Raw genomic sequence first — 18,557 nt, forward strand, 5'->3', positions numbered from 1 at the left:
CTGCCGGGGCCCGTCGGTTCCTGGGCGGCTTCCCCGGCGACCTGGTGCGCAAGCATCAGCAGTGCGGGAACCGCGGGGTGGCGCGGCGGGTCCCGCCGGGCCGGCACCACCGGGCCGGCGGGGCACCGGCCGGCGGGACGCGGGCAACCGAGTGAGAGCGGTGCGCCTGCCCGGTGGCCGTGGTGGTGACGCCGACGGCGCGTCCCGCGGCGATGGCGAGGAAGGTGCGCGGGTGCCGCAGCTCCCCGGTCGTGGTGCGGCGGCATCAGCGCAGCAGGTTATGCATTTCACGTGGGAAGCGCGTGCTCGTAGCGTGGGGGCGTGCCCTCCCAGAGTCCCGGTCCCGCCGCTTCCGCTCCTGCTTCCGCCGCTGCCGCTTCCGCCGCCGCCCCGGTCTCCGCTCCTTCCCTTTCCGCGGGCCCCGTGCCCGCCGGGGCGGCGGCCGCGGGGGTACGCGCCGGGCGGCTGGGCGGCGTCGCGCTGGTGGTGACCGGCGCGCTGTCCACCCAGTTCGGCGCCGCGGTCGCCGCACTGCTGTTCCCGCGGGCGGGCGCGCTGGGCGTGGTGACGCTGCGGCTGACGCTCGCCGCGGCCCTGCTGATGCTGATCTTCCGGCCCCGGGTGCGGGGCCACTCGCGGGGCGACTGGGCGGTGCTGTGCGGCTTCGGCGTCGCGCTGGGCGGCATGAACGTGGCCATCTACCAGGCCATCGACCGGATCCCGCTGGGCGCCGCGGTCACCCTGGAGGTGCTCGGGCCGCTGACGCTCTCCGTGCTCGCCGGCCGGCGGATGGCGAGCCTGCTGTGGGCGGCGCTGGCGCTGGGCGGGGTGGTGCTGCTCAGCGGCGGCGGGTTCGGCGGCCTGGACCCGGTGGGCGTCGCGTTCGCGCTCGGCGCGGGCTGCCTGTGGGCGACGTACATCGTGATGAGCGCGCGGGCCGGGGCGCGCTTCCCGCGGGCGGACGGGCTGGCGATCGCGATGTCGGTGGGCGCGGTGATCAGCCTGCCGGTCGGGGTGGCGAGCGCGGGCGCCCGCCTGGTGGACCCGGCGACGCTGGGGCTGGGCCTGGCGGTGGCGGTGATGTCGTCGGGGCTGCCGTACGCGCTGGACCAGTTCGCCCTGCGCCGGCTGCCCGCCGCGACGTTCGCGCTGATGATGAGCCTGGCGCCGGCGATCGCGGCGCTCGCCGGGTACCTGGTGCTGGACCAGGGGCTCACGGCGGTGCAGTGCGCGGCGATCGGCATGGTGATCGCGGCGAGCATCGGCGCGGTACGGACCCCGCCGCGGCCCGCGGCGCGGCCGGAGGGCGGCTAGCGGCTCGGCGCGCCTCGTCGCCCCGGGTACGGCGGGCGGCCGGGCCGCCGCGGATCACGGGTGGCATGCTCGTACACCTGCACGACGAAAGGCAACGCGCATGACCTCGCCCGGCACCGTCCTCGACGCCCGCGCGCTGGGCCGCGCCCTGCTGCACCGGCAGTGGCTCGTCGAGCGGCACCAGGCGCCGCCGCTGGACGCCGTCGAGCACCTCGTGGCGCTCCAGGCGCAGTCCGGCGATGCCCCGTACTACCAGCTCTGGAGCCGGCTCGCGGGCTTCACCACCGGTGACCTGTCGGCGCTGCTCACCGGCCGGCAGGCGGTACGGGTGGTCATGATGCGCGGCACGATCCACCTCGTCAGCGCCCGCGACGCGCTGCGGCTGCGGGCCGTCGTGCAGCCGTACCTCGACAGGACGCTGCCCGCCACCACCGCGGGCCGCAAGGTCCCCGGCCTCGATCCGGCCGAACTGGCCGACGCGGCCCGCACGGCGCTCGCCGCCGGGCCGCTGCACAACGACGAGCTGGGCGCCAGGCTCGCCGCCCGCTGGCCGGACGCCGAGCCGAACGACCTGGCGTACCTCGCCCGTTCGCTCCTGCCGCTGGTGCAGGTGCCGCCGCGGGGCGTCTGGGGCGCGAGCGGCGGGCTCGTGTACGCGCACGCCGACCAGTGGCTCGGCGCCCCCTCCGCCACCGACCCCGCGGCGGACGAGACGGTGCTGCGCTACCTCGCCGCCTACGGGCCCGCGTCGGTCGCCGACGCGCAGAAGTGGCTGTCGCTGACCCGGCTCAAGCCGGTCTTCGACCGGCTCCGCCCGCGGCTGGTGACGTACCGGGACACGACGGGGCGGGAGCTGTTCGACCTCGCCGGCACCGAACTGCCCGACCCCGCCGCCCCGGTGCCGCCGCTGCTCCTCGGCCCCTTCGACAACGTGCTCCTCGCGCACGCGGACCGCACGCGGATCATCGACAAGGCCGACGAGCGCCGGGTGTTCACCGTGAACGGCCTCGTCCGCGGCACCATGCTGCTCGACGGCCGCGTCGCGGGCGTCTGGCAGCCGGAGCTGAAGCGGACCTCGGCCGCCGTCGAACTCCGCCCGTTCACGGCCCTGTCCGGCGCCGACAAGGACCGGCTGGCGGCGGCGGCCGCGGACCTGCTGGCCTTCGCCGCCCCGGAGGCGGAGAAGACGGAGGTCAGGTTCGCGGCCCCGGACTAGGCCGCCCCGCCTCAGGCGGTCATGAACTCCTCGCGGACGATCCCGCCCGCCGTCGCGCACCACGTGGCCACGTCCATCGCGCCCGTCGCGGGCAGCCCGTGCAGCTCCTGCATCTCGGCCACCGCCTTCGTCGTCGGCCCGTTGTACTTGCCCGTGGCCTTCGCCAGATGCAGCTTGCGCACCAGCATCTGCTGCACCGCGAGCACCGCCTCCCCGCTGTGGCCCGTGCTCACCGGCACCGTCAGGGCCTCCCACGTGGCGTTGTCCAGCGTGCCGTCGTCCGCGGTCGGCAGCCCCATCGTGCGCTGGAAGGTGTGCACCGCCTCCAGCGTCGCCGGCCCGTACACGCCGTCCGCCTTCAGCTCGTACCCGTACGCGCGCAGCAGCCGCTGCGCCATCTCGACCGTGCCGCCCTTGCTGGACGTGTACGTGTCGGGCCAGGTGCGCTCCGGGATCTCGTCCGGGCCCTGGCCGAGCACCTGCGCCACCTGCCGGCGCAGCGCCGGGAACTCGCGGTAGAAGAGCGCGCCCGGGCACTGCGTGTCGTTGAAGTCCCAGTGGCCGAAGATGCGGTCCGCACCGAAGCCGTACTGGGTGCCGATCGTCACGCACAGCCGCTGCAGCGAGAACACCAGCGCCGGCGTCGGGGTGTCGTTGACGTAGTGGCCGTCGTTCTCGATGCCGATGGCGCGCCTGTTCTCGCCGACCGCGTGCGCGCTGACGACCTGGTGGCCGCCGTCGGCCAGCGCCTCCAGGCTCCCGTGGCGGCCCTCCAGGACGTAGCCGCCGCGGCTGATCGTGAAGTGCTGGCCGCTGTCGATCCAGCCGTTGTCGTCCATGTGCAGATCCTGGATCTTGCGCGCCATGAAGACCGCGGCCTCGTACGAGTAGTCCGTGGTGTTCGGGAAGGCGGTGTGGTGGACGACGATCTTCGTGGTGGTGCCGGAGGAGACGGAGACAGTGCCGCTGGGCGGCCGGGCGCCCCAGTCCCCGGTGCCGATCACGTATGACGGGTCGTCAGCCGTCCGGCGCAGCGAGGTGCCGCCGTCGGCCGCGGCGCTGCCGCCGAGCAGCAGCGCGGCGCCCCCGCCGGCGACGAGCACGGCCCCCGCGCCGGCCTTGAGCGCGGTTCGCCGGGAGACATACACGGGCCCAGGTCGCATGGCGGTCCTCTCACGGTGCGGATTGCGGGGGGTCGGCACGCTGCTCCGTGTACGTATGTGCAACGGACACCCTGTTTATCCGACCGCGTGTGCCAATGTCCAGACCACCAAGGTCAGTTGCGCCCGGAACCGGCCCCGCCGCTCAGCCGCCCGGCTGCCCGGGCAGCGTCTGCCCTCCCCCTTCGGCATCGGGCCCGCCGGCCGGTGCCCCGTCCGCCGGACGGTCGGGACCCTGGGCCCGTACGTGCCGTACGTGCTCCAGCGAGTCCCGCAGCTCCCGCAGCCAGTCGTCCGCGTGGCTCTCCACCAGCCGTACGCACCACCCCAGCGCCTCGCTCCGGCTGCGCGCCACGCCCGCCGCGATGAGGGTGTCGAGCACCTGCCGCTGCGGCTGCCGCAGCCGGGTCATCACGGGCGCGGAGACGTTCGTGAAGATCTCCCGCCGGCCACCGCACTCGGCGCCCCAGGAGACCTTCCTGCGGTAGCGCCGCTCGGCCGCCCGCGCCACCGCCATGCGCTCCTTCCGCGTGCGCTCGCGGAACTCGGCGATGCGGCCGTCCAGCGCCGCGTCGCGCTCGGCGGGGGTCGCGTCCTTCGCGAGCCCCGCGGGCCCGGGGATCGAGCCGACGACGCAGATCTCCTCGCGGTCGACGGTGACCTCGACCGGTGAGGCGTACAGGCCGTCGGGCAGCCGCCCGGTAAGCCATCCTCGTATCTCGTCCGTATCCTGGGATGTAATCATGTAATCGAGATTACGCCTCCTCCCTGGGGAAGAGAACGGGCGGCCCGGCGAAATTCCCGCAAGAATCTTTGGCGGAGCATGTCGAGAACCGCCGGCCGGCCCCGACGTCTCCTGTGAGAGGCGCCCGCACCGGGTGCCGGGAACACGGGAAGTGAGAACCATGAAGTACCTGGTGATGATCTACGGTTCGCAGGCCGACTACGACGCCATGAACGGCATCGGCTCCGAGGGCCGCCCCGCGTGGACCGAGAAGGACCTGCAGGCGATGTTCCAGCACATGGAGTCGATCAACAACGACCTCGCCGAGACCGGCGAGGTGCTGGAGGGCAACGGGCTGTCGGCGCCCAAGCAGGCCATCGTCGTCACCGGCGGGCCCGGCGGCGCGTCCGTGGTCTCCGACGGCCCGTTCGGCGAGACCAAGGAGGTCCTCGCGGGCTACTGGGTGCTGGACTGCGCCAGCGACGAGCGGGTCACCGAGATCGCCAAGCGCGTCCACCAGTGCCCCGCCCCCGAGGGCTCGCCGGTCTCCGACGTCGTGATCCGCCCCATCCTGGAACAGGCACCGGGTAAGTGAGCGCCCCTGTCGAGGACCTGCTGCGCCGCCACGCGCCGCAGGTCCTCGGCGCCCTCGTCCGCCGCTACGGCCACTTCGACGCCGCCGAGGACGCCGTGCAGGAGGCCCTGCTGGCCGCCTCCGGCCAGTGGCCGGCGCAGGGGGTGCCGGACAACCCGCGCGGCTGGCTCATCCGCGTCGCCTCCCGCCGGCTGACGGACGAGCTGCGCAGCGAGGAGGCCCGGCGCCGCCGCGAGGAGTCCGCCGCCGCGCTCACGCCCCGCGACGACTTCCGCGCGCCGCCGCCGGGGGAGGCGCGCCACCCCTCGGAGGACGACACCCTCACCCTGCTGTTCCTCTGCTGCCACCCCGTCCTCACCCAGCCGTCCCGCATCGCGCTGACGCTGCGCGCGGTCGGCGGTCTGACCACCGCGGAGATCGCCCGCGCCTTCCTGGTGCCGGAGGCGACGATGGCGCAGCGGATCAGCCGGGCGAAGAAGAACCTGAAGGACGCGGGCGCCCGCTTCCGCCGTCCCGAGCCCGGGGAGCTGCCGGGGCGCTTCACCGCGGTGCTGCACGTGCTGTACCTGATCTTCAACGAGGGCTACACCGCCACCTCCGGAGCCGCCCTGCGCCGTGCCGACCTGGCCGCCGAGGCGATCCGCCTCGCCCGCGCCGTGCACGCGCTCGTGCCGGACAGCGGCGAGGCCGCCGGGCTGCTGTCGCTGATGCTGCTCACCGACGCCCGCCGCGACGCCCGCAGCGGTCCCGGCGGCGTCCTGGTCCCGCTCGGCGAGCAGGACCGCGGGCGCTGGGACCGCGCGCAGATCGAGGAGGGCGTGGCCCTCGTCAGCCGCGCCCTGACGACCAGCGCCCTCGGCCCGTACCAGGTGCAGGCCGCCATCGCCGCCGTGCACGACGAGGCGGAGCGCGCCGAGGACACCGACTGGCGGCAGATCCTCGGGCTGTACGACCTGCTGGAGAGCCTCGCGCCGAGCCCCGTCGTCAGCCTGAACCGGGCGGTGGCCGTGGCGATGGCCGACGGGCCGCGCGCCGGGCTCGACCTGCTGGACAAGCTCGCGGACGACCCGCGGCTCGCGGAGCACCACCGTCTCGACGCCGTACGGGCCCACTTGCTGGAGCTGGCGGGGGAGACGGGGGCGGCGCAGGAGGCGTACGGGCGCGCGGCGGAGCGCACGTTGAGCGTGCCCGAGCAGCGTTACCTCCAACTGCGCGCCGCCCGGCTGCGCTGACGGACGGCCGCGCCGGCGTCCGGCCGCCGGGTCAGCGGGCGCCGAACCGGGTGAGGCTCGCGAGCGCCCGCCGTGCCGACTCCGCCAAAGGGTGCGCGGGGCCGTAGGCGTGCTCCAGCTCGGGCAGGAGCGCGGACAGCTCGCCGCCGGCCGCCGTGTGGTCGCCGAGCGCGAGCAGGAGCTGGGCGGTGCGGTGGCGCAGGCCGAGGGCGTCGGCCGGATCGAGTCCCCCGTACGGGTTCGTGAAGTACGGCAGCAGCGCGCGGTACTCGGCGAGCGCCGCCGCGGCCTCGCCGATCTGCTCCAGGCACTGGGCGGCCTCGTAGCGGTAGCGGAGCGCCTGCGGGTCGGCCTGGCCGGCCTCCGCGGCGCGCTCGTCCGCGAGCCGGCGCAGCTCCGGCAGCGCGCGCCGGTACTGGCCGTCGTCCATGAGCGAGGCCGCGTAGTGCCTGCGGATCATGCGGACCACGGTGGAGCCCTCGCCGTGGCGGGCGCTCGCCTCGGGCAGGATGCCGCCGAGGATGTCGACGGCCTGGGTGATCCGGCCGGCGTCGAGGAGCTGCTTGACCTCGTCCACGGCGGCGGCGAGGTCGGTGCCCGCCCGCGCGGGCGGCGCGCCCGCGGGCGTGGCGGAGGACGGACCGGCGGGCGCGGGCATGACCGGGCCCCCGGGTGCCCCGAGCGCCTCCTGCGCGCCGCCCCGCCCGGCCGCGCGGCCTCCGGCCGGCGTCGCGGCCCGGTCCGGCCAGGGGGCGTGCGGACGGCGGAAGGGCCGGGTCGGGTCGAGCACGCCCCCGGGGCGGGCGGCGTCCGGCGCGGGGAGCAGCGGCACCAGCGCCTCGTACACGTCGTGTGCGGTCGCCGGCCGGTCCTGCGGATCCTTGGCCAGCAGGGAGAGCACCAGGTCCGCCAGCTCCCCGGGTACCTCGGGGCGCACCAGGCCCACCGGCGCGGGCGGTTCGTACAGGTGGCGGTGGAGCACGCCGAGGGCGGTGGAGCCGGCGAAGGGCACGCCGCCGGTGAGGAGTTCGTGCAGCACCACGCCGAGCGCGTACAGGTCGGTATACGGGCCGACGGCACCGCCCATCGCCTGCTCGGGCGCCATGTACGCGGGGGTGCCGATCGGCACCCCGGTGCGGGTCAGGCGGGTGGTGTCGGCGTCGAGGACGGCCGCGATGCCGAGGTCGAGCACGGTGACCGTGCCGTCCGGCCGGACCATGATGTTCCGCGGCTTGAGGTCCCGGTGGACGATCGGCACCGCGTGCACGGCGCAGAGCACCGCGCACAGTTGCGCGGCGACCGCCGCGGCCCACTGCCAGGGGTACGGCTCGTGCTCCGCGAGGTGGTCGGCGAGGTCGGCGCCGCCGACGTGCTGCATGACCAGGTAGAGCTCGCCCGCGTCGCTGCCCGCGTCGTGCACGGTGACGAGCCCGGGGTGGTCGACCTGCGCGGTGGTGCGGCACTCGCGGGTGAAGCGGCGGCGCAGCTCGTCCGCCTGGGAGCCGGTCGTCATCGTCTCGACCCGGAGCAGCTTCACCGCGACGCGGCGGTCGAGCGTCCGGTCGTACGCCTGCCAGACCTGGCCCATGCCGCCCTTGCCGATCGGGGTGGACAGCTCGTAACGGCCCGCGACGAGACGGCCGTTCACCGGCCGCCTTCCTGCTCGCGGCGGAGGAGGTCGCTCAGCTCGTCGAGTTCGGCGCGGACCCGGGCGGCGCGGGGCGCGTCCGGCACGGGCGGCCGGGGCGTGGCCTGCCGGGGCGGCCCGGCCCCCGGCGGGGGCGGCGGGGTGTCGTGCGCGTACGGCGCGGGGCCCTGCGCGTACGGCGGCGGGTGCGGCCCGTACGGCGGCGGGACGGGCCCGCCCGGGTGCCCGTACGGCGGCACAGGGCCGCCCGCCGCGGGAGCGCCCGCGCCGAACGGCCGCCCCGCGGCCTCCCGGTGGTGCCGGATGTCGACCGTGAGGAACCACGGGACGACCGACACGATGAGCACGATCAGCAGGATCCCGCCCGTGTTCTCCCGCCACGCCGGCAGCTCCTGGCCGTCCACCGTGGCCAGCATCGCCAGCGCGCCGGCCGCGACCGCGGCGGAGGCCCAGAACAGCACCCAGTCCAGGCGCGTACGCCGCAGGATCGCCAGCCGCAGCATCGGCGCCCAGGCGAGCAGGCCGAGGCCGGCGACGGCCACGACGGTGAAGACCACGCGCAGCACGACGCGCAGCGCGGGAGAGGCGGAACGCGGCTCCGGAGGGCCGTACATGCGGGTGCTCCTGTGCGGGACCGGTGGGGGTGCGGATCCCGGCGGCGGGAGAGCCGCCGCCGGGTGCGGGCAGGTGTGCGGAAAAGGCGGAGAAAAGCGTACCTACGCGGGCGCGCGCGCGTGCCCCGCGGTCCTACCAGGGTTCGACGCTGCCCTCGGCCAGCCCGTCGTACAGCCCCTGCACCAGCCGGCCGCCGAGCCGTCCCGCCTCGCGCAGCGCGTCCTCGAACGCGGCCAGCGCCCGGAACAGCTCGCCGTGGCGCCGCTGTTCCGCGGGCGGCAGCCGGGGGAGCTGGAGCCGGCGCACGTCGAGGCGCGTGGCGGTGGAGGCGTGGCTGCTGGCCTGCCGGGCGTTGGCCGTACCGCGCAGGAAGCCGGCGAGGAACCAGGGGTCCACGGCCGCCGCGTCGGGCCGCAGGAGCGCAAGGTTGCGGCCGAGCGCGGCGCCCGCGGTGTCCTCGTCGACGACCCGGGCGACGCGCCCGCCGCCCAGCACGGGCACCACCACGTCCCCGGCCGCGATCAGCAGCGGCTCCTCCGCCGCGCCCTCCGGCAGCCGCCCGGAGGGCGCGGTGCCCCCGGCGACGTCGTGCTCGGTCAGCACCGGCGGCGCCGTGCCGCCCGGCGGCACCGCGCCCGCGCCGCCCATCCGCAGCTTCAGCGCGCCCGCCCTGGCCAGCTCGCCGACCGTGGTCAGCGGCGCCTCCCGGGCCGCGGCCCTGGCCGGGGGCGGCGGCGTGCGGTCCACGCTCAGCCGCAGGGCCTCGGCCAGCCGCTCCCGTACGTCGCCGAGCGCGGCCGCGGAGCCGTCCGCGGCGGCCGGCGGCAGATGCCGGGCGGGGGTGAGGTCCACGTCGTCGTCGAGCAGGTCGACGACCGACACGGTACGCACCGCCCCCGGCTCCTCCGCGACCTCGCCGCCGCGGTCGAACGCGCGCCAGGCGGCGGTCACGTCGGCGTGCAGCGGCGCCCAGCGGATCCGGTCCCGGCCGGTCCCGTAGCGCTCGGCGGCGTCCACGACCAGCAGCCGGAGCCCGCCCGCGGGCGCGGTCGCGCCGGGCCTGCGGAGCACCCACAGGTGCAGCGGCAGCCCGTACGGCACCGCCGCGCCGGCCGGCAGCGCGACCACGGCCCGCAGCGCACCGCGGCGCAGCAGCTCGGCGCGGACGCGGCGGCCGGAGCGGCGGGACGCGGCGGCGGGCGGCATCAGGAGGACGGCGGTGCCGCCGTCGCGCAGCCGGGCGAGCGCGTGCTGCACCCAGGCCAGCTCGGACTCGGTGCGGGCGGGCAGCCCGTAGCCGAAGCGGGGGTCGTAGGCGAGTTCGTCGTGGCCCCAGTTGCGCTCGTTGAACGGCGGGTGGCAGAGCACGGCGTCGACGGCGAGGTCCGCGAAGGCGTCGGCGCGCAGGCTGTCGGCGGCCGCGGCCTTCACCTCGGCGCCGGTGTGCAGCGCGAGCCGCAGCGCGGCGAGCGCGGCCAGGTCGGGGTCGGCCTCCTGGCCGTAGCGGGGGCCCTCGCCGGGGGCGGCGGTGAGCAGGGTGCCCGCACCGCACGCCGGGTCGAGCACGGCCGCCCGCCGGTCGACGCCGGCGGTCGCAGCCATCAGGGACGCCGGCTCCGGCGGAGTGAGCGTGTGCTGCCGGGGGTTGGCCTCCAGATAGCGGGTGAGCAGGAACTCGTACGCGCGCGGGGCGCTGCCCGTCTCCGCGGCCAGCTCGCCCGCGCCGCGCAGGAGCGGCAGGGCGGCGGAGACGTCGTCGGGGATGTTCACAGGATGCTGTGAACCGAGCCGTGCGGCCAGCACCTCCCGCAGCGCGGGCGGCAGTCCCGCGGCGCGGGACGCGTCGGTCCCCTCGGCCAGGGCCAGCCATTCGGTGGGCCGTTCCCGTACGACGAGCAGCGCCGCCCCCGCGAGGGCGAGCCCGGCGGGAGCGCCGTCGGGGTGCGCCGCCACCTGTTGCCAGACCCGCTCGCGCAGCGGCACGGCGCGGATCTTCCCCTGGTCGCGCAGCCACTCCTCGACCGCGGCGAGGTCGAAGGTGGGACTGGCCTCGGTGCCGCCGACGGGGCGGGGGAAGTCCGCGTGCCGGCGCCGCCAGTTGCTGACGGCGGCCCGGCCGACGCCGGCGAGGCGTGCGATGCCGGCGGCGGTCACGGCGGTGTGCTCGTCCGGCACGGCGCCTCCTCGCGTGGTTCGGCCCTGCTGCGGCCCGGAGTTGTGAGCCACAGCATATCCACACGGCTGCGGAGACATGTCCACGGCGTGAATGAATGCTCGATGGATTCTTGTGTTGACGACGTTCACAGTCATCTCTAATGTTGCCCCCAGAGCCCCGAACGGGGGGTTCGCCGATCAGGGGAGGGACCCATGTCCGCATCCGTCACCGCGCCCCGCCGCGGAGTTCTCGCCGTCGCCGGCGCCATCGCCGCCGTGCTCGCCCTCGGCGGTCTCACCGCCTGCGGCTCCGAGGAGCCGAAGACCGAGAAGGCCGGCTCCGCCTCCCAGGGCGACGGCGCCGGGGAGGGCGCCAAGGGGGAGGACGCGCCGGAGGAGCAGGGCGGGGCGCTGGCGCCGGGCGACACCGCCGCCTACGACGACCTCAAGGCCACCGTCTCGGAGGCGTCGCCGTACGCCATCGACGAGATGGTCGAGGTCCCGGCCGGCCACAAGCCGTACGAGGTGACGGTGACGCTGGAGAACGTCGGCGACGCGAAGTTCGACCCGGCCATGACCCTGCTCATGGCCCGTGCGGGGGAGGAGGGCAACGAGGCCGAGGAGATCTTCGACGGGCAGGTCGGCGGCGGCTTCGCCGGCACCCTCCTGCCCGGCAAGAAGGCCACGCAGAAGTTCGCCTTCTTCGTCCCCGACGGCGCGAAGAACCTCGATGTCGAGGTCGTCGTGGGCGACTTCGAGAAGGAGCCCGCCACCTGGAGCCTCCCGCTCTGAGGGACCGTCCGGCCGGCGCACCCCGTCCCCGTCCGGGGGCGCCGGTGGAACGGCCCGGCCGCTGTCGCCTCCAGGCGGTACATTGCGCTCATGTCGATACCGCCGGGCCCGCCGCCGAATCCGTACCAGCAGAACAACCCCAACCCCTACGCACAGCAGCAGCCCCAGGGCTCGGTGCCGCAGCAGTCCCCGTACGCACAGCCGACGATGCCCGCCGGTGTCCCGATCACCGGCCAGCCTCCTGGCGGCCCGCCGGGCCAGCCGCCCGGCCAGCCCGCGGGGGCGCCGCCCGGCTTCGGCGCCGTGGAGAAGAAGGGCGTGCCGGCCTGGCTGTGGGGCCTCGGGGGCGTCGTGGTCGCCTCCGCGGTGTGGGCGGGCGCGCTCTTCGCGACCGGCGGGTTCGACTCGTCGGAGGACCCCGAGCCGGTCCTCGGCTACGGGTTCGAGAAGGACCTCTGCGAGAACACCGAGCTCAAGGCGTTCGAGGAGCGGTACGAGATCCCGGACGCGTCCGACGCCACCGGCTGGGGCTCGGAGCAGGACGCGCTGTCCCAGAGCTTCTGCAGTTGGAGCCTGACGGACCGCGAGCAGGACCCGGACGACTACTCCAGCTCGTACGTCTCCGTGACCGCCATCTGGCACGGGGCGTCGGACCCCACCGGCGAGTTCGCCCCGACGTACAAGGGCTTCGAGGACCGCTCGGACGCGGACTACAAGTACGAGACCGAGCCGGTGAAGGGCTTCGGCGAGGAGGCGTACCTCGTCCGGGAGAACGGCGAGGGCGACAGCAGCAGCCGCTCCATGAGCCTGGCCGTGCGCGACGGCTGGTTCACCTACCAGATGGACTGGAGCTACTACGGAGGCACCGACTCCACCGACCCGCCGTCGCCCGACGAGGTGGAGCAGATGCTGAAGGACGAGACGGAGACGGCGCTCGCCGATCTCAAGAAGTAACCGGCCGCCGGGACAACGCGCGCGTGGCGGCAAGAAGTTGCCGCCACGCGGGTGTAGCAGGGAACTGCCACGGGCGGGCCGGCCGATGCGGGCCGATGCGCGCCGGGGCGGCCCGGAGACCGGAACGCGCCCGTACCGTCCGTGACGGTACGGGCGCGCGGGTGACCGTAGCCCGTAAGGGGCTCAGCCCTGCTTGGTCTCCCAGAAGATCTTGTCGACCTGGGCGATGTAGTCCAGCGCCTTCTGGCCCGTGGCCGGGTCGGTGGAGCCCTTGGCGGCGCTGAGGGCCTTGAGCGTGTCGTTGACGAGCTGGTGCAGCTCAGGGTACTTCTCGAAGTGCGGGGGCTTGAAGTAGTCGCTCCACAGCACCGAAACGTGGTGCTTGGCAAGCTCCGCGCGCTGCTCCTTGATGGTGGTGGCCCGCGCCTGGAAGTGCGGGTCGTCGTTGCCCTGCATCTTCTCCTGGATGGCCTTGACCGATTCGGCCTCGATACGGGCCTGGGCCGGGTCGTAGACGCCGCAGGGGAGGTCGCAGTGGGCACTGACCGTCACCTTGGGGGCGAACAGGCGAGAAAACATGGAAAGCAGCCGTCCTTCCTCGTGATCGTCTTCCAGGTGGGACATTACTCCGTGGGGAACGAAAATTCGCGAGTGCCCCGGAGGGCTTAGGTCAAAAGTCCAGTGGAAGGCTGGGCCTTGTGGACGACAGGCCGGAGGTGCATGCCCGATGCAGGGCCAGGTGAACGAGCGCGGGCACGACGCCGGGCGCCGGGGGCTGCAGCGCCTCGGCCTCGCGGCGGTCGACGGTCCGTCGATGGTGCCGACGCTGCGTCCGGGGGATCAGCTTGTCGTGCAGTACGGGGTGGAGGTGCGGCCCGGTGACGTGGCGGTGCTGTGTCATCCGTTCCAGCAGGATCTGCTGATCGTGAAACGGGTGGTGGAGCGCCGCGACGGCGGCTGGTGGGTGCTCGGCGACAACCGGTTCGTGGAGAACGACAGCCGGGAGTTCGGCGCCGTACCGGACGAACTGGTCGTCGCCCGCGCCCTCCTGCGCCTGCGCCCCCCGCGCGGCCTTCAGCGCTCGGTCCGCTCGGTCCCGGCGGCGGTCTCCTGGGCCGCCTCGGCGGTGCGGCCGTTGGCCTGGCGCTTCCGGGCGCGGTAGGCCGCGACGTTCGCGCGGGTGGCGCAGCGGTCGGAGCAGTAGCGGCGGGAGCGGTTCGTCGACGTGTCGAGGAAGACGTTGCGGCACGGCGGAGCCGCGCACAGGCCCAGGCGGTCGACGCCGTAGTCGGTGAGGTGCACGGCCAGCCCCATGCACGCCGCGGCGGCGAAGCCCGCTCCCGAGTTGGCCGACTGCTCCGCGATGTGCAGGTGCCACTTGGGCCGCCCGTCCTCGTCGCGGAAGTCGTGCCCGCTGACCTGCGGGCTGACCGGGAAGTCGATGAGCAGCGCGTTGAGCATGTCGACGGCGCGTACCTCGTCGCCCTCGTCGGCTGCCTCGAAGATCCCCCGCAGCCGCCCGCGCACCTGGCGCAGCCTGCTGACGTCGGCGTCCGTGGCCCGCCGGGTGAAGTTGCCGCTGTCCCGGAAGAGCTCCTTGGCCGCGTCCAGCGAGGTCAGCGAGTCGGTGCCGCGCTCCGGTTCCTCGGTGTTGACGAGGCGCACGGCCATATCTGAGTAATAGGCCAGTTCCACTTGGAATCCTTACGGGCTCGGCTTATGCTGACGCGGCGGGGCCGTAATGGACGACCCCGTATAGAGGGTATTACGCAGCAGAGGCAGGGGAGGCAGCAATGGCCGGAACGACCGCCGCCGCAACGCCCGTGGGTGCCGACTGGCAGGGCTGGCAGGCGAGCTGGGACCGCCAGCAGGAGTGGTACATGCCGGATCGCGAGGACCGCTTCCGGGTGATGCTCGACGCCGTCGAGGCCCTCGTGGGATCCGAGCCCCGGGTGCTCGACCTGGCCTGCGGTACGGGCAGCATCAGCGCCCGGGTGCTGCGCCGCTTCCCCGGCGCCCGCACCACGGGCGTCGACCTCGACCCCGCGCTGCTCACCATCGCGCGCGGCACCTTCGCCCAGGACGCCCGCGCCGAGTTCGTCACCGCCGACCTCGCCAAGCCCGACTGGGCGGCGCGGCTGCCGCACGGTTCGTACGACGCGGTGCTCACCTCCACCGCGCTGCACTGGCTCTTCTCCGACCAGCTCGCCACGCTCTACGGGCAGATCGCCGGCGTCGTCCGCGAGGGCGGGATCTTCGTCAACGCCGACCACATGCCCGACCCCGCCACGCCGGCCATCAACGAGGCCGTGCGCAACTGGAGCAAGGTCCGCCAGGACCGCGAGCGGGCCGAAGGTGTGCTGGACTGGGCGGACTGGTGGCGCGTGGTCGCCGCCGACCCGGTGCTCGGCGGCCCCGCGGCCGAGCGCTTCGCGATATTCGGCGACCCGAACGACCCGAACGAGGGCCACGCCGACGGCGACGTCCAGGCGCCCGCCTGGCACGCCGAGACGCTGCGCGCGGCCGGCTTCGCCGAGGCCCGTACGGTCTGGGCGTCCGCGCGGGACGCGGCGGTGCTGGCGCTGCGCTGACCCCGGCCTCGCCGGCGGGTAGCGTCAGCCGCGGTAGCGCAGCCCGTCGACGAGCAGCCCGATCATGCGCCGCGTGTACTCCTGGTCGTCCGGGTCGATGATGCTGCTGAGCGCCTGCAGCAGATCGTCGGGGGTCACGTCGGAGCGGATGCCGCCGGCCGCGGCGGCGGCGTCCAGCAGGTCGGTCAGGGCGGGGACGAAGCGCTCCTGGAAGTACCCGGGCAGGCTCTCGTACGCGCAGTCGCCGGAGTGGAGGGCGGCCTTCAGCCCCTGCTTGGCGGCGATGAACCGGGTGAAGCGGTGCAGCCACCGCGTCAGCGCCTCCACCGGCTCGTACTGCGCGGCCAGGGCGGGGGCGGCCGCGGCGCAGGCGTCGACCTCCTTGCGGAAGACGGCCGTGATGAGGTCCGAGCGCTGCGGGAAGTGCCGGTAGAGCGTCCCCGCCCCCACTCCCGCCTTCGCCGTGATGCGGCGTACGGGCGCGTCCACGCCCTCCGTCTCGAAGACCTCGGCGGCCGCGGTCAGCAGCGCGTCGAGGCTGCGCCGGACGTCCGGCCGCATGCGGCGGCCGGGGGCCGGCTCCCCCGTGGTGCTGCGCTCAGGCATGCGCGGACCCCTTGCAAAAACGGAACGGTGTTCCGTATTCTCGGACTGAACGATGTTCCGTATTCACTTTACCGGTGCGTACGACCCGCAGTCCACGCAGGAGGAGAGCCATGCAGTACCGCACGCTGGGCCGGACCGGGATCAAGGTCAGCCCCTACTGCCTGGGCGCGATGATGTTCGGCGCCCAGGGCAACCCCGACCACGACGAGTCCGTCCGCATCATCCACAAAGCGCTGGCCGCGGGCGTCAACTTCGTCGACACCGCCGACATCTACGGCCACGGCGAGTCCGAGGAGATCGTCGGCAAGGCCCTCAGGGGCCGCCGCGACGACGTGGTGCTCGCCACCAAGGCGCACCTGCCCATGGGCGACGACCCCAACCGGCAGGGCAACTCCCGCCGCTGGCTCGTCCGCGCCCTGGAGGACTCGCTGCGCCGGCTCGGCACCGACCACGTCGACCTGTTCCAGATCCACCGGCCCGCCCCCGACACCGACATCGAGGAGACCCTGTCCGCGCTCACCGACCTGGTGCGCGCCGGGAAGGTACGGGCCGTCGGCACCTCCGCTTTCCCCGCCTCCGACCTGGTCGAGGCGGAGTGGACCGCCGAGCGGCGCGGCCTGGTGCGGTTCCGCACCGAGCAGCCGAACTACTCGCTCCTCGACCGCGGCATCGAGCGCGAGGTGCTGCCCGTCTGCGAGCGGTACGGGATGGGCACGCTGGTCTGGAGCCCGCTGGCCGGCGGCATGCTCACCGGCCGCTACCGCAAGGGCCAGGAGCCCACCACCTTCCGCGGCGGCTACGGCTTCCGGCACCTCGCCGACGAGCGCAGGCTCGACACCGTCGAACGGCTCCTTCCGCTCGCGGAGAAGGCGGGCCTGTCGCTGACGCACATGGCGCTGGCCTTCGTGATCTCCCACCCGGGCGTCACGTCGGCGATCATCGGGCCGCGCACCATGGAGCAGTTGGACGACCTGCTCGCGGGCGCCGGGACGGTCCTCGGCGACGACGTGCTGGACGAGATCGACGCCATCGTGCCGCCGGGGACGGAGGTCGGGCGGCTGGACATGGCGTACGACCCGCCGGCGATCCTCCACGCCGGGCTGCGGCGCAGGGCGCCGGCGGAGCGCGTGGCGGCCTGAGGCGTACGGGCCGTACGCCACCGCCCGTAGGCCCACCACCCATAGGCCCACCGCGCACGGCACGGCCCGACGGCGCCTCCGTACGGCACGAAGCGGGGCCGCCCGGCACACTGCCGGACGGCCCCGCTCACGGTTCTCCGCGGCCCGTACGGGCGCCGCCGGGCGTGCGCCGTACGGGGCCGCGTGCCTGCTACCGCCTCGCCACGCCCTCCGCGCGCGCCGCCGCGGCGACCGCGCGCGTGATGGCCGGCGCCACCCGCTCGTCGAACGGCGACGGGATCACGCACTCCGGGCTCAGCTCGGCCGCGACCACGTCGGCCAGCGCCTCGGCCGCCGCCAGCTTCATGCCCTCGGTGATCCGCGAGGCGCGTACCTGGAGCGCCCCGGCGAAGATGCCGGGGAACGCGAGCACGTTGTTGATCTGGTTCGGGTAGTCGCTGCGGCCGGTGGCGACGACCGCCGCGTACTTGTGCGCCACGTCCGGGTGGATCTCCGGGTTCGGGTTGGCCATGGCGAAGATGAACGCGCCCTCCGCCATCGTCGCCACCGCCCGCTCCGGCACCGTGCCGCCGGAAACGCCGATGAAGACGTCCGCGCCCGCGAGCGCCGACTCCAGCGAGCCGGTACGCCCCGCGCGGTTGGTGAGCTCCGCCAGCTCCCGCTTGGCGTCGGTCAGGTCCTCGCGGTCCGCGGAGACGATGCCCTTGCGGTCGGCGACGACCACGTCCCCGATGCCGGCCTCCACGAGGATCTTCGCGATCGCCGCGCCGGCCGCGCCGGCCCCGGAGATCACCGCGCGCAGCTCGCCGAGCGACCGGCCGCTGAGCTTCGTCGCGTTGCGCAGGGCGGCGAGCGTGACGACCGCGGTGCCGTGCTGGTCGTCGTGGAAGATCGGGATGTCCAGGCGCTCCTGGAGCTTGCGCTCGATCTCGAAGCAGCGGGGGGCGGAGATGTCCTCCAGGTTCACCCCGCCGAAGGAGGGCGCCAGCCGCACCACGGTCTCGACGATCTCGTCGACCTCGCGGCAGTCCAGCGCGACGGGGACCGCGTCCACGCCGCCGAACTGCTTGAAGAGGATGGCCTTGCCCTCCATCACCGGAAGAGACGCCTCCGGCCCGATGTCGCCGAGGCCGAGGACCGCGCTGCCGTCCGTGACGACGGCGACCACCTGGGACTTCCAGGTGTAGTCGTGGACGAGCTCGGGCTGTTCCGCGATGGCGGTGCACACCTTGGCGACGCCCGGTGTGTAGGCGAGCGACAGGTCGTCCCTGTCGTTGACCGGCACGGTCGCCTGGACGGCCATCTTGCCGCCCCGGTGGAGCGCGAAGGCCGGATCGAAGTAGTCGTCGTCTGGGCTGTCGGACGTATCCGTCCCGCTCGGAGGGTTGACGATCTCCGCTGCCACGTTGTTGACCCCTTAGTCACAGTCATAGAAAGAGGAACCACCCCTCTCGGTCGAGGGGTGGGCGGGCACGTGTCCGGCCGCCTGGCCGCGGAGTGAGCGCCATGGCCACGGTGAGGCCCGGACACCGGGCGCGCCGCACTCGCGCCCTGGGCCCCGGATTTGGGGTGTAAGTGTCCGTTGTACAGGAAGCCGAGCGCCCCGTGCGAGCAACTTCTCGAGACTGAGCGGAGCCGAATCGCATAGCCATGCGGACGCTTGCATACTGCGAAATGGTGCGATTCGCGGGCCTTTAGGCGGAATGCCTAAACGTGAGCTACGTCTCATTACCGAACCTGTTATCGGATTTTGACCCGGCAGCATTCCTGAGCCGTGTCTTCCGGATGCAAAGATGCCGTCGTCGGCAGTCGTCGAC

General features: G+C 74.3%; 18 protein-coding genes. 9 read left to right on the plus strand and 9 right to left on the minus strand.

Features of this window, described 5'->3' with window-relative positions; all coding sequences use genetic code 11:
• The first annotated feature begins 423 nt into the window (after positions 1-423).
• Together DMB38_RS24725 and DMB38_RS24730 are read left to right on the plus strand one after the other, a co-directional pair.
• Complete coding sequence (locus tag DMB38_RS24725) at positions 424-1,314, plus strand: EamA family transporter (protein ID WP_240662449.1); 891 nt, start codon at positions 424-426, stop codon at positions 1,312-1,314.
• A gap of 100 nt (positions 1,315-1,414) precedes the next feature.
• A complete protein-coding gene (locus DMB38_RS24730) occupies positions 1,415-2,530 on the plus strand; it encodes a winged helix DNA-binding domain-containing protein (protein WP_125936994.1) in 1,116 nt (371 codons plus the stop codon).
• A gap of 11 nt (positions 2,531-2,541) precedes the next feature.
• Here the strand turns inward: DMB38_RS24730 and DMB38_RS24735 are convergent, their stop codons facing one another.
• The gene (locus tag DMB38_RS24735) at positions 2,542-3,693 is read right to left on the minus strand and encodes a peptidoglycan-binding protein (RefSeq protein WP_240662450.1); all 1,152 of its coding nucleotides are present in this window, start codon (positions 3,691-3,693) and stop codon (positions 2,542-2,544) included.
• Positions 3,694-3,835: 142 nt separating this feature from the next.
• Positions 3,836-4,435, minus strand: coding sequence for a hypothetical protein (locus DMB38_RS24740; RefSeq protein ID WP_125936995.1), 600 nt, complete (start codon positions 4,433-4,435; stop codon positions 3,836-3,838).
• A 160-nt stretch (positions 4,436-4,595) separates the two neighbouring features.
• Between DMB38_RS24740 and DMB38_RS24745 the strand changes: the two genes are divergently transcribed.
• Positions 4,596-5,009 (plus strand): YciI family protein, encoded by a 414-nt coding sequence (locus DMB38_RS24745; protein ID WP_125936996.1) that lies wholly within the window; start codon positions 4,596-4,598, stop codon positions 5,007-5,009.
• Complete coding sequence (locus DMB38_RS24750) at positions 5,006-6,241, plus strand: sigma-70 family RNA polymerase sigma factor (RefSeq protein ID WP_125936997.1); 1,236 nt, start codon at positions 5,006-5,008, stop codon at positions 6,239-6,241. Before DMB38_RS24745 ends, DMB38_RS24750 begins: the two co-directional genes overlap by 4 nt.
• Before the next feature lie 31 nt (positions 6,242-6,272).
• On the opposite strand, the gene DMB38_RS24755 is transcribed toward DMB38_RS24750, so the two are convergent.
• The 3 genes from DMB38_RS24755 to DMB38_RS24765 all read right to left on the minus strand — a co-directional run bounded on the left by DMB38_RS24755 (position 6,273) and on the right by DMB38_RS24765 (position 10,679).
• Positions 6,273-7,889, minus strand: coding sequence for a serine/threonine-protein kinase (locus DMB38_RS24755; protein WP_125936998.1), 1,617 nt, complete (start codon positions 7,887-7,889; stop codon positions 6,273-6,275).
• Positions 7,886-8,503, minus strand: coding sequence for a hypothetical protein (locus DMB38_RS24760; protein WP_125936999.1), 618 nt, complete (start codon positions 8,501-8,503; stop codon positions 7,886-7,888). The genes DMB38_RS24755 and DMB38_RS24760 overlap by 4 nt, the downstream gene beginning before the upstream one ends.
• Positions 8,504-8,636: 133 nt before the next feature.
• Positions 8,637-10,679 (minus strand): N-6 DNA methylase, encoded by a 2,043-nt coding sequence (locus DMB38_RS24765; protein ID WP_240662451.1) that lies wholly within the window; start codon positions 10,677-10,679, stop codon positions 8,637-8,639.
• 192 nt (positions 10,680-10,871) lie between these two features.
• Between DMB38_RS24765 and DMB38_RS24770 the strand changes: the two genes are divergently transcribed.
• A complete protein-coding gene (locus DMB38_RS24770) occupies positions 10,872-11,450 on the plus strand; it encodes a DUF4352 domain-containing protein (protein ID WP_125937000.1) in 579 nt (192 codons plus the stop codon).
• A gap of 90 nt (positions 11,451-11,540) precedes the next feature.
• Positions 11,541-12,404, plus strand: a complete 864-nt coding sequence (locus DMB38_RS24775) for a hypothetical protein (protein WP_125937001.1) — start codon at positions 11,541-11,543, stop codon at positions 12,402-12,404.
• Positions 12,405-12,587: 183 nt separating this feature from the next.
• Here DMB38_RS24775 and sodN read toward each other — a convergent pair whose 3' ends face one another.
• Positions 12,588-12,983, minus strand: a complete 396-nt coding sequence (sodN, locus tag DMB38_RS24780; RefSeq protein ID WP_047020362.1) for a superoxide dismutase, Ni — start codon at positions 12,981-12,983, stop codon at positions 12,588-12,590.
• 148 nt (positions 12,984-13,131) lie between these two features.
• Between sodN and sodX the strand changes: the two genes are divergently transcribed.
• The gene (sodX, locus tag DMB38_RS24785; RefSeq protein ID WP_125937002.1) at positions 13,132-13,566 is read left to right on the plus strand and encodes a nickel-type superoxide dismutase maturation protease; all 435 of its coding nucleotides are present in this window, start codon (positions 13,132-13,134) and stop codon (positions 13,564-13,566) included.
• Here sodX and DMB38_RS24790 read toward each other — a convergent pair.
• A complete protein-coding gene (locus DMB38_RS24790) occupies positions 13,479-14,075 on the minus strand; it encodes a CGNR zinc finger domain-containing protein (protein WP_125937003.1) in 597 nt (198 codons plus the stop codon). The two genes, sodX and DMB38_RS24790, sit on opposite strands and share 88 nt — an antisense overlap.
• Before the next feature lie 122 nt (positions 14,076-14,197).
• Between DMB38_RS24790 and DMB38_RS24795 the strand changes: the two genes are divergently transcribed.
• Positions 14,198-14,995, plus strand: a complete 798-nt coding sequence (locus tag DMB38_RS24795) for a class I SAM-dependent methyltransferase (protein ID WP_125937004.1) — start codon at positions 14,198-14,200, stop codon at positions 14,993-14,995.
• A gap of 24 nt (positions 14,996-15,019) precedes the next feature.
• On the opposite strand, the gene DMB38_RS24800 is transcribed toward DMB38_RS24795, so the two are convergent.
• Positions 15,020-15,601, minus strand: a complete 582-nt coding sequence (locus DMB38_RS24800; protein ID WP_125937005.1) for a TetR/AcrR family transcriptional regulator — start codon at positions 15,599-15,601, stop codon at positions 15,020-15,022.
• A gap of 110 nt (positions 15,602-15,711) precedes the next feature.
• Between DMB38_RS24800 and DMB38_RS24805 the strand changes: the two genes are divergently transcribed.
• Complete coding sequence (locus DMB38_RS24805; protein ID WP_125937006.1) at positions 15,712-16,740, plus strand: aldo/keto reductase; 1,029 nt, start codon at positions 15,712-15,714, stop codon at positions 16,738-16,740.
• Between the two features lie 190 nt (positions 16,741-16,930).
• Here DMB38_RS24805 and DMB38_RS24810 read toward each other — a convergent pair whose 3' ends face one another.
• Positions 16,931-18,145: an NADP-dependent malic enzyme gene (locus tag DMB38_RS24810; RefSeq protein ID WP_047017985.1), complete on the minus strand. Its 1,215-nt coding sequence runs from the start codon at positions 18,143-18,145 to the stop codon at positions 16,931-16,933.
• Positions 18,146-18,557: the final 412 nt, after the last annotated feature.

The organism is Streptomyces sp. WAC 06738, assembly GCF_003945505.1.
Lineage (GTDB): Bacteria > Actinomycetota > Actinomycetes > Streptomycetales > Streptomycetaceae > Streptomyces.

Coding starts and splice junctions, on each gene's coding strand:
- DMB38_RS24800 (WP_125937005.1), bottom strand. CDS start 15,601: ATGCCTGAGCGCAGCACCACGGGGGAGCCGGCCCCCGGCCGCCGCATG.
- DMB38_RS24735 (WP_240662450.1), bottom strand. CDS start 3,693: ATGCGACCTGGGCCCGTGTATGTCTCCCGGCGAACCGCGCTCAAGGCC.
- DMB38_RS24805 (WP_125937006.1), top strand. CDS start 15,712: ATGCAGTACCGCACGCTGGGCCGGACCGGGATCAAGGTCAGCCCCTAC.
- DMB38_RS24770 (WP_125937000.1), top strand. CDS start 10,872: ATGTCCGCATCCGTCACCGCGCCCCGCCGCGGAGTTCTCGCCGTCGCC.
- DMB38_RS24760 (WP_125936999.1), bottom strand. CDS start 8,503: ATGTACGGCCCTCCGGAGCCGCGTTCCGCCTCTCCCGCGCTGCGCGTC.
- DMB38_RS24775 (WP_125937001.1), top strand. CDS start 11,541: ATGTCGATACCGCCGGGCCCGCCGCCGAATCCGTACCAGCAGAACAAC.
- sodX (WP_125937002.1), top strand. CDS start 13,132: ATGCAGGGCCAGGTGAACGAGCGCGGGCACGACGCCGGGCGCCGGGGG.
- DMB38_RS24745 (WP_125936996.1), top strand. CDS start 4,596: ATGAAGTACCTGGTGATGATCTACGGTTCGCAGGCCGACTACGACGCC.
- DMB38_RS24740 (WP_125936995.1), bottom strand. CDS start 4,435: ATGATTACATCCCAGGATACGGACGAGATACGAGGATGGCTTACCGGG.
- DMB38_RS24790 (WP_125937003.1), bottom strand. CDS start 14,075: ATGGCCGTGCGCCTCGTCAACACCGAGGAACCGGAGCGCGGCACCGAC.
- DMB38_RS24795 (WP_125937004.1), top strand. CDS start 14,198: ATGGCCGGAACGACCGCCGCCGCAACGCCCGTGGGTGCCGACTGGCAG.
- sodN (WP_047020362.1), bottom strand. CDS start 12,983: ATGTTTTCTCGCCTGTTCGCCCCCAAGGTGACGGTCAGTGCCCACTGC.
- DMB38_RS24730 (WP_125936994.1), top strand. CDS start 1,415: ATGACCTCGCCCGGCACCGTCCTCGACGCCCGCGCGCTGGGCCGCGCC.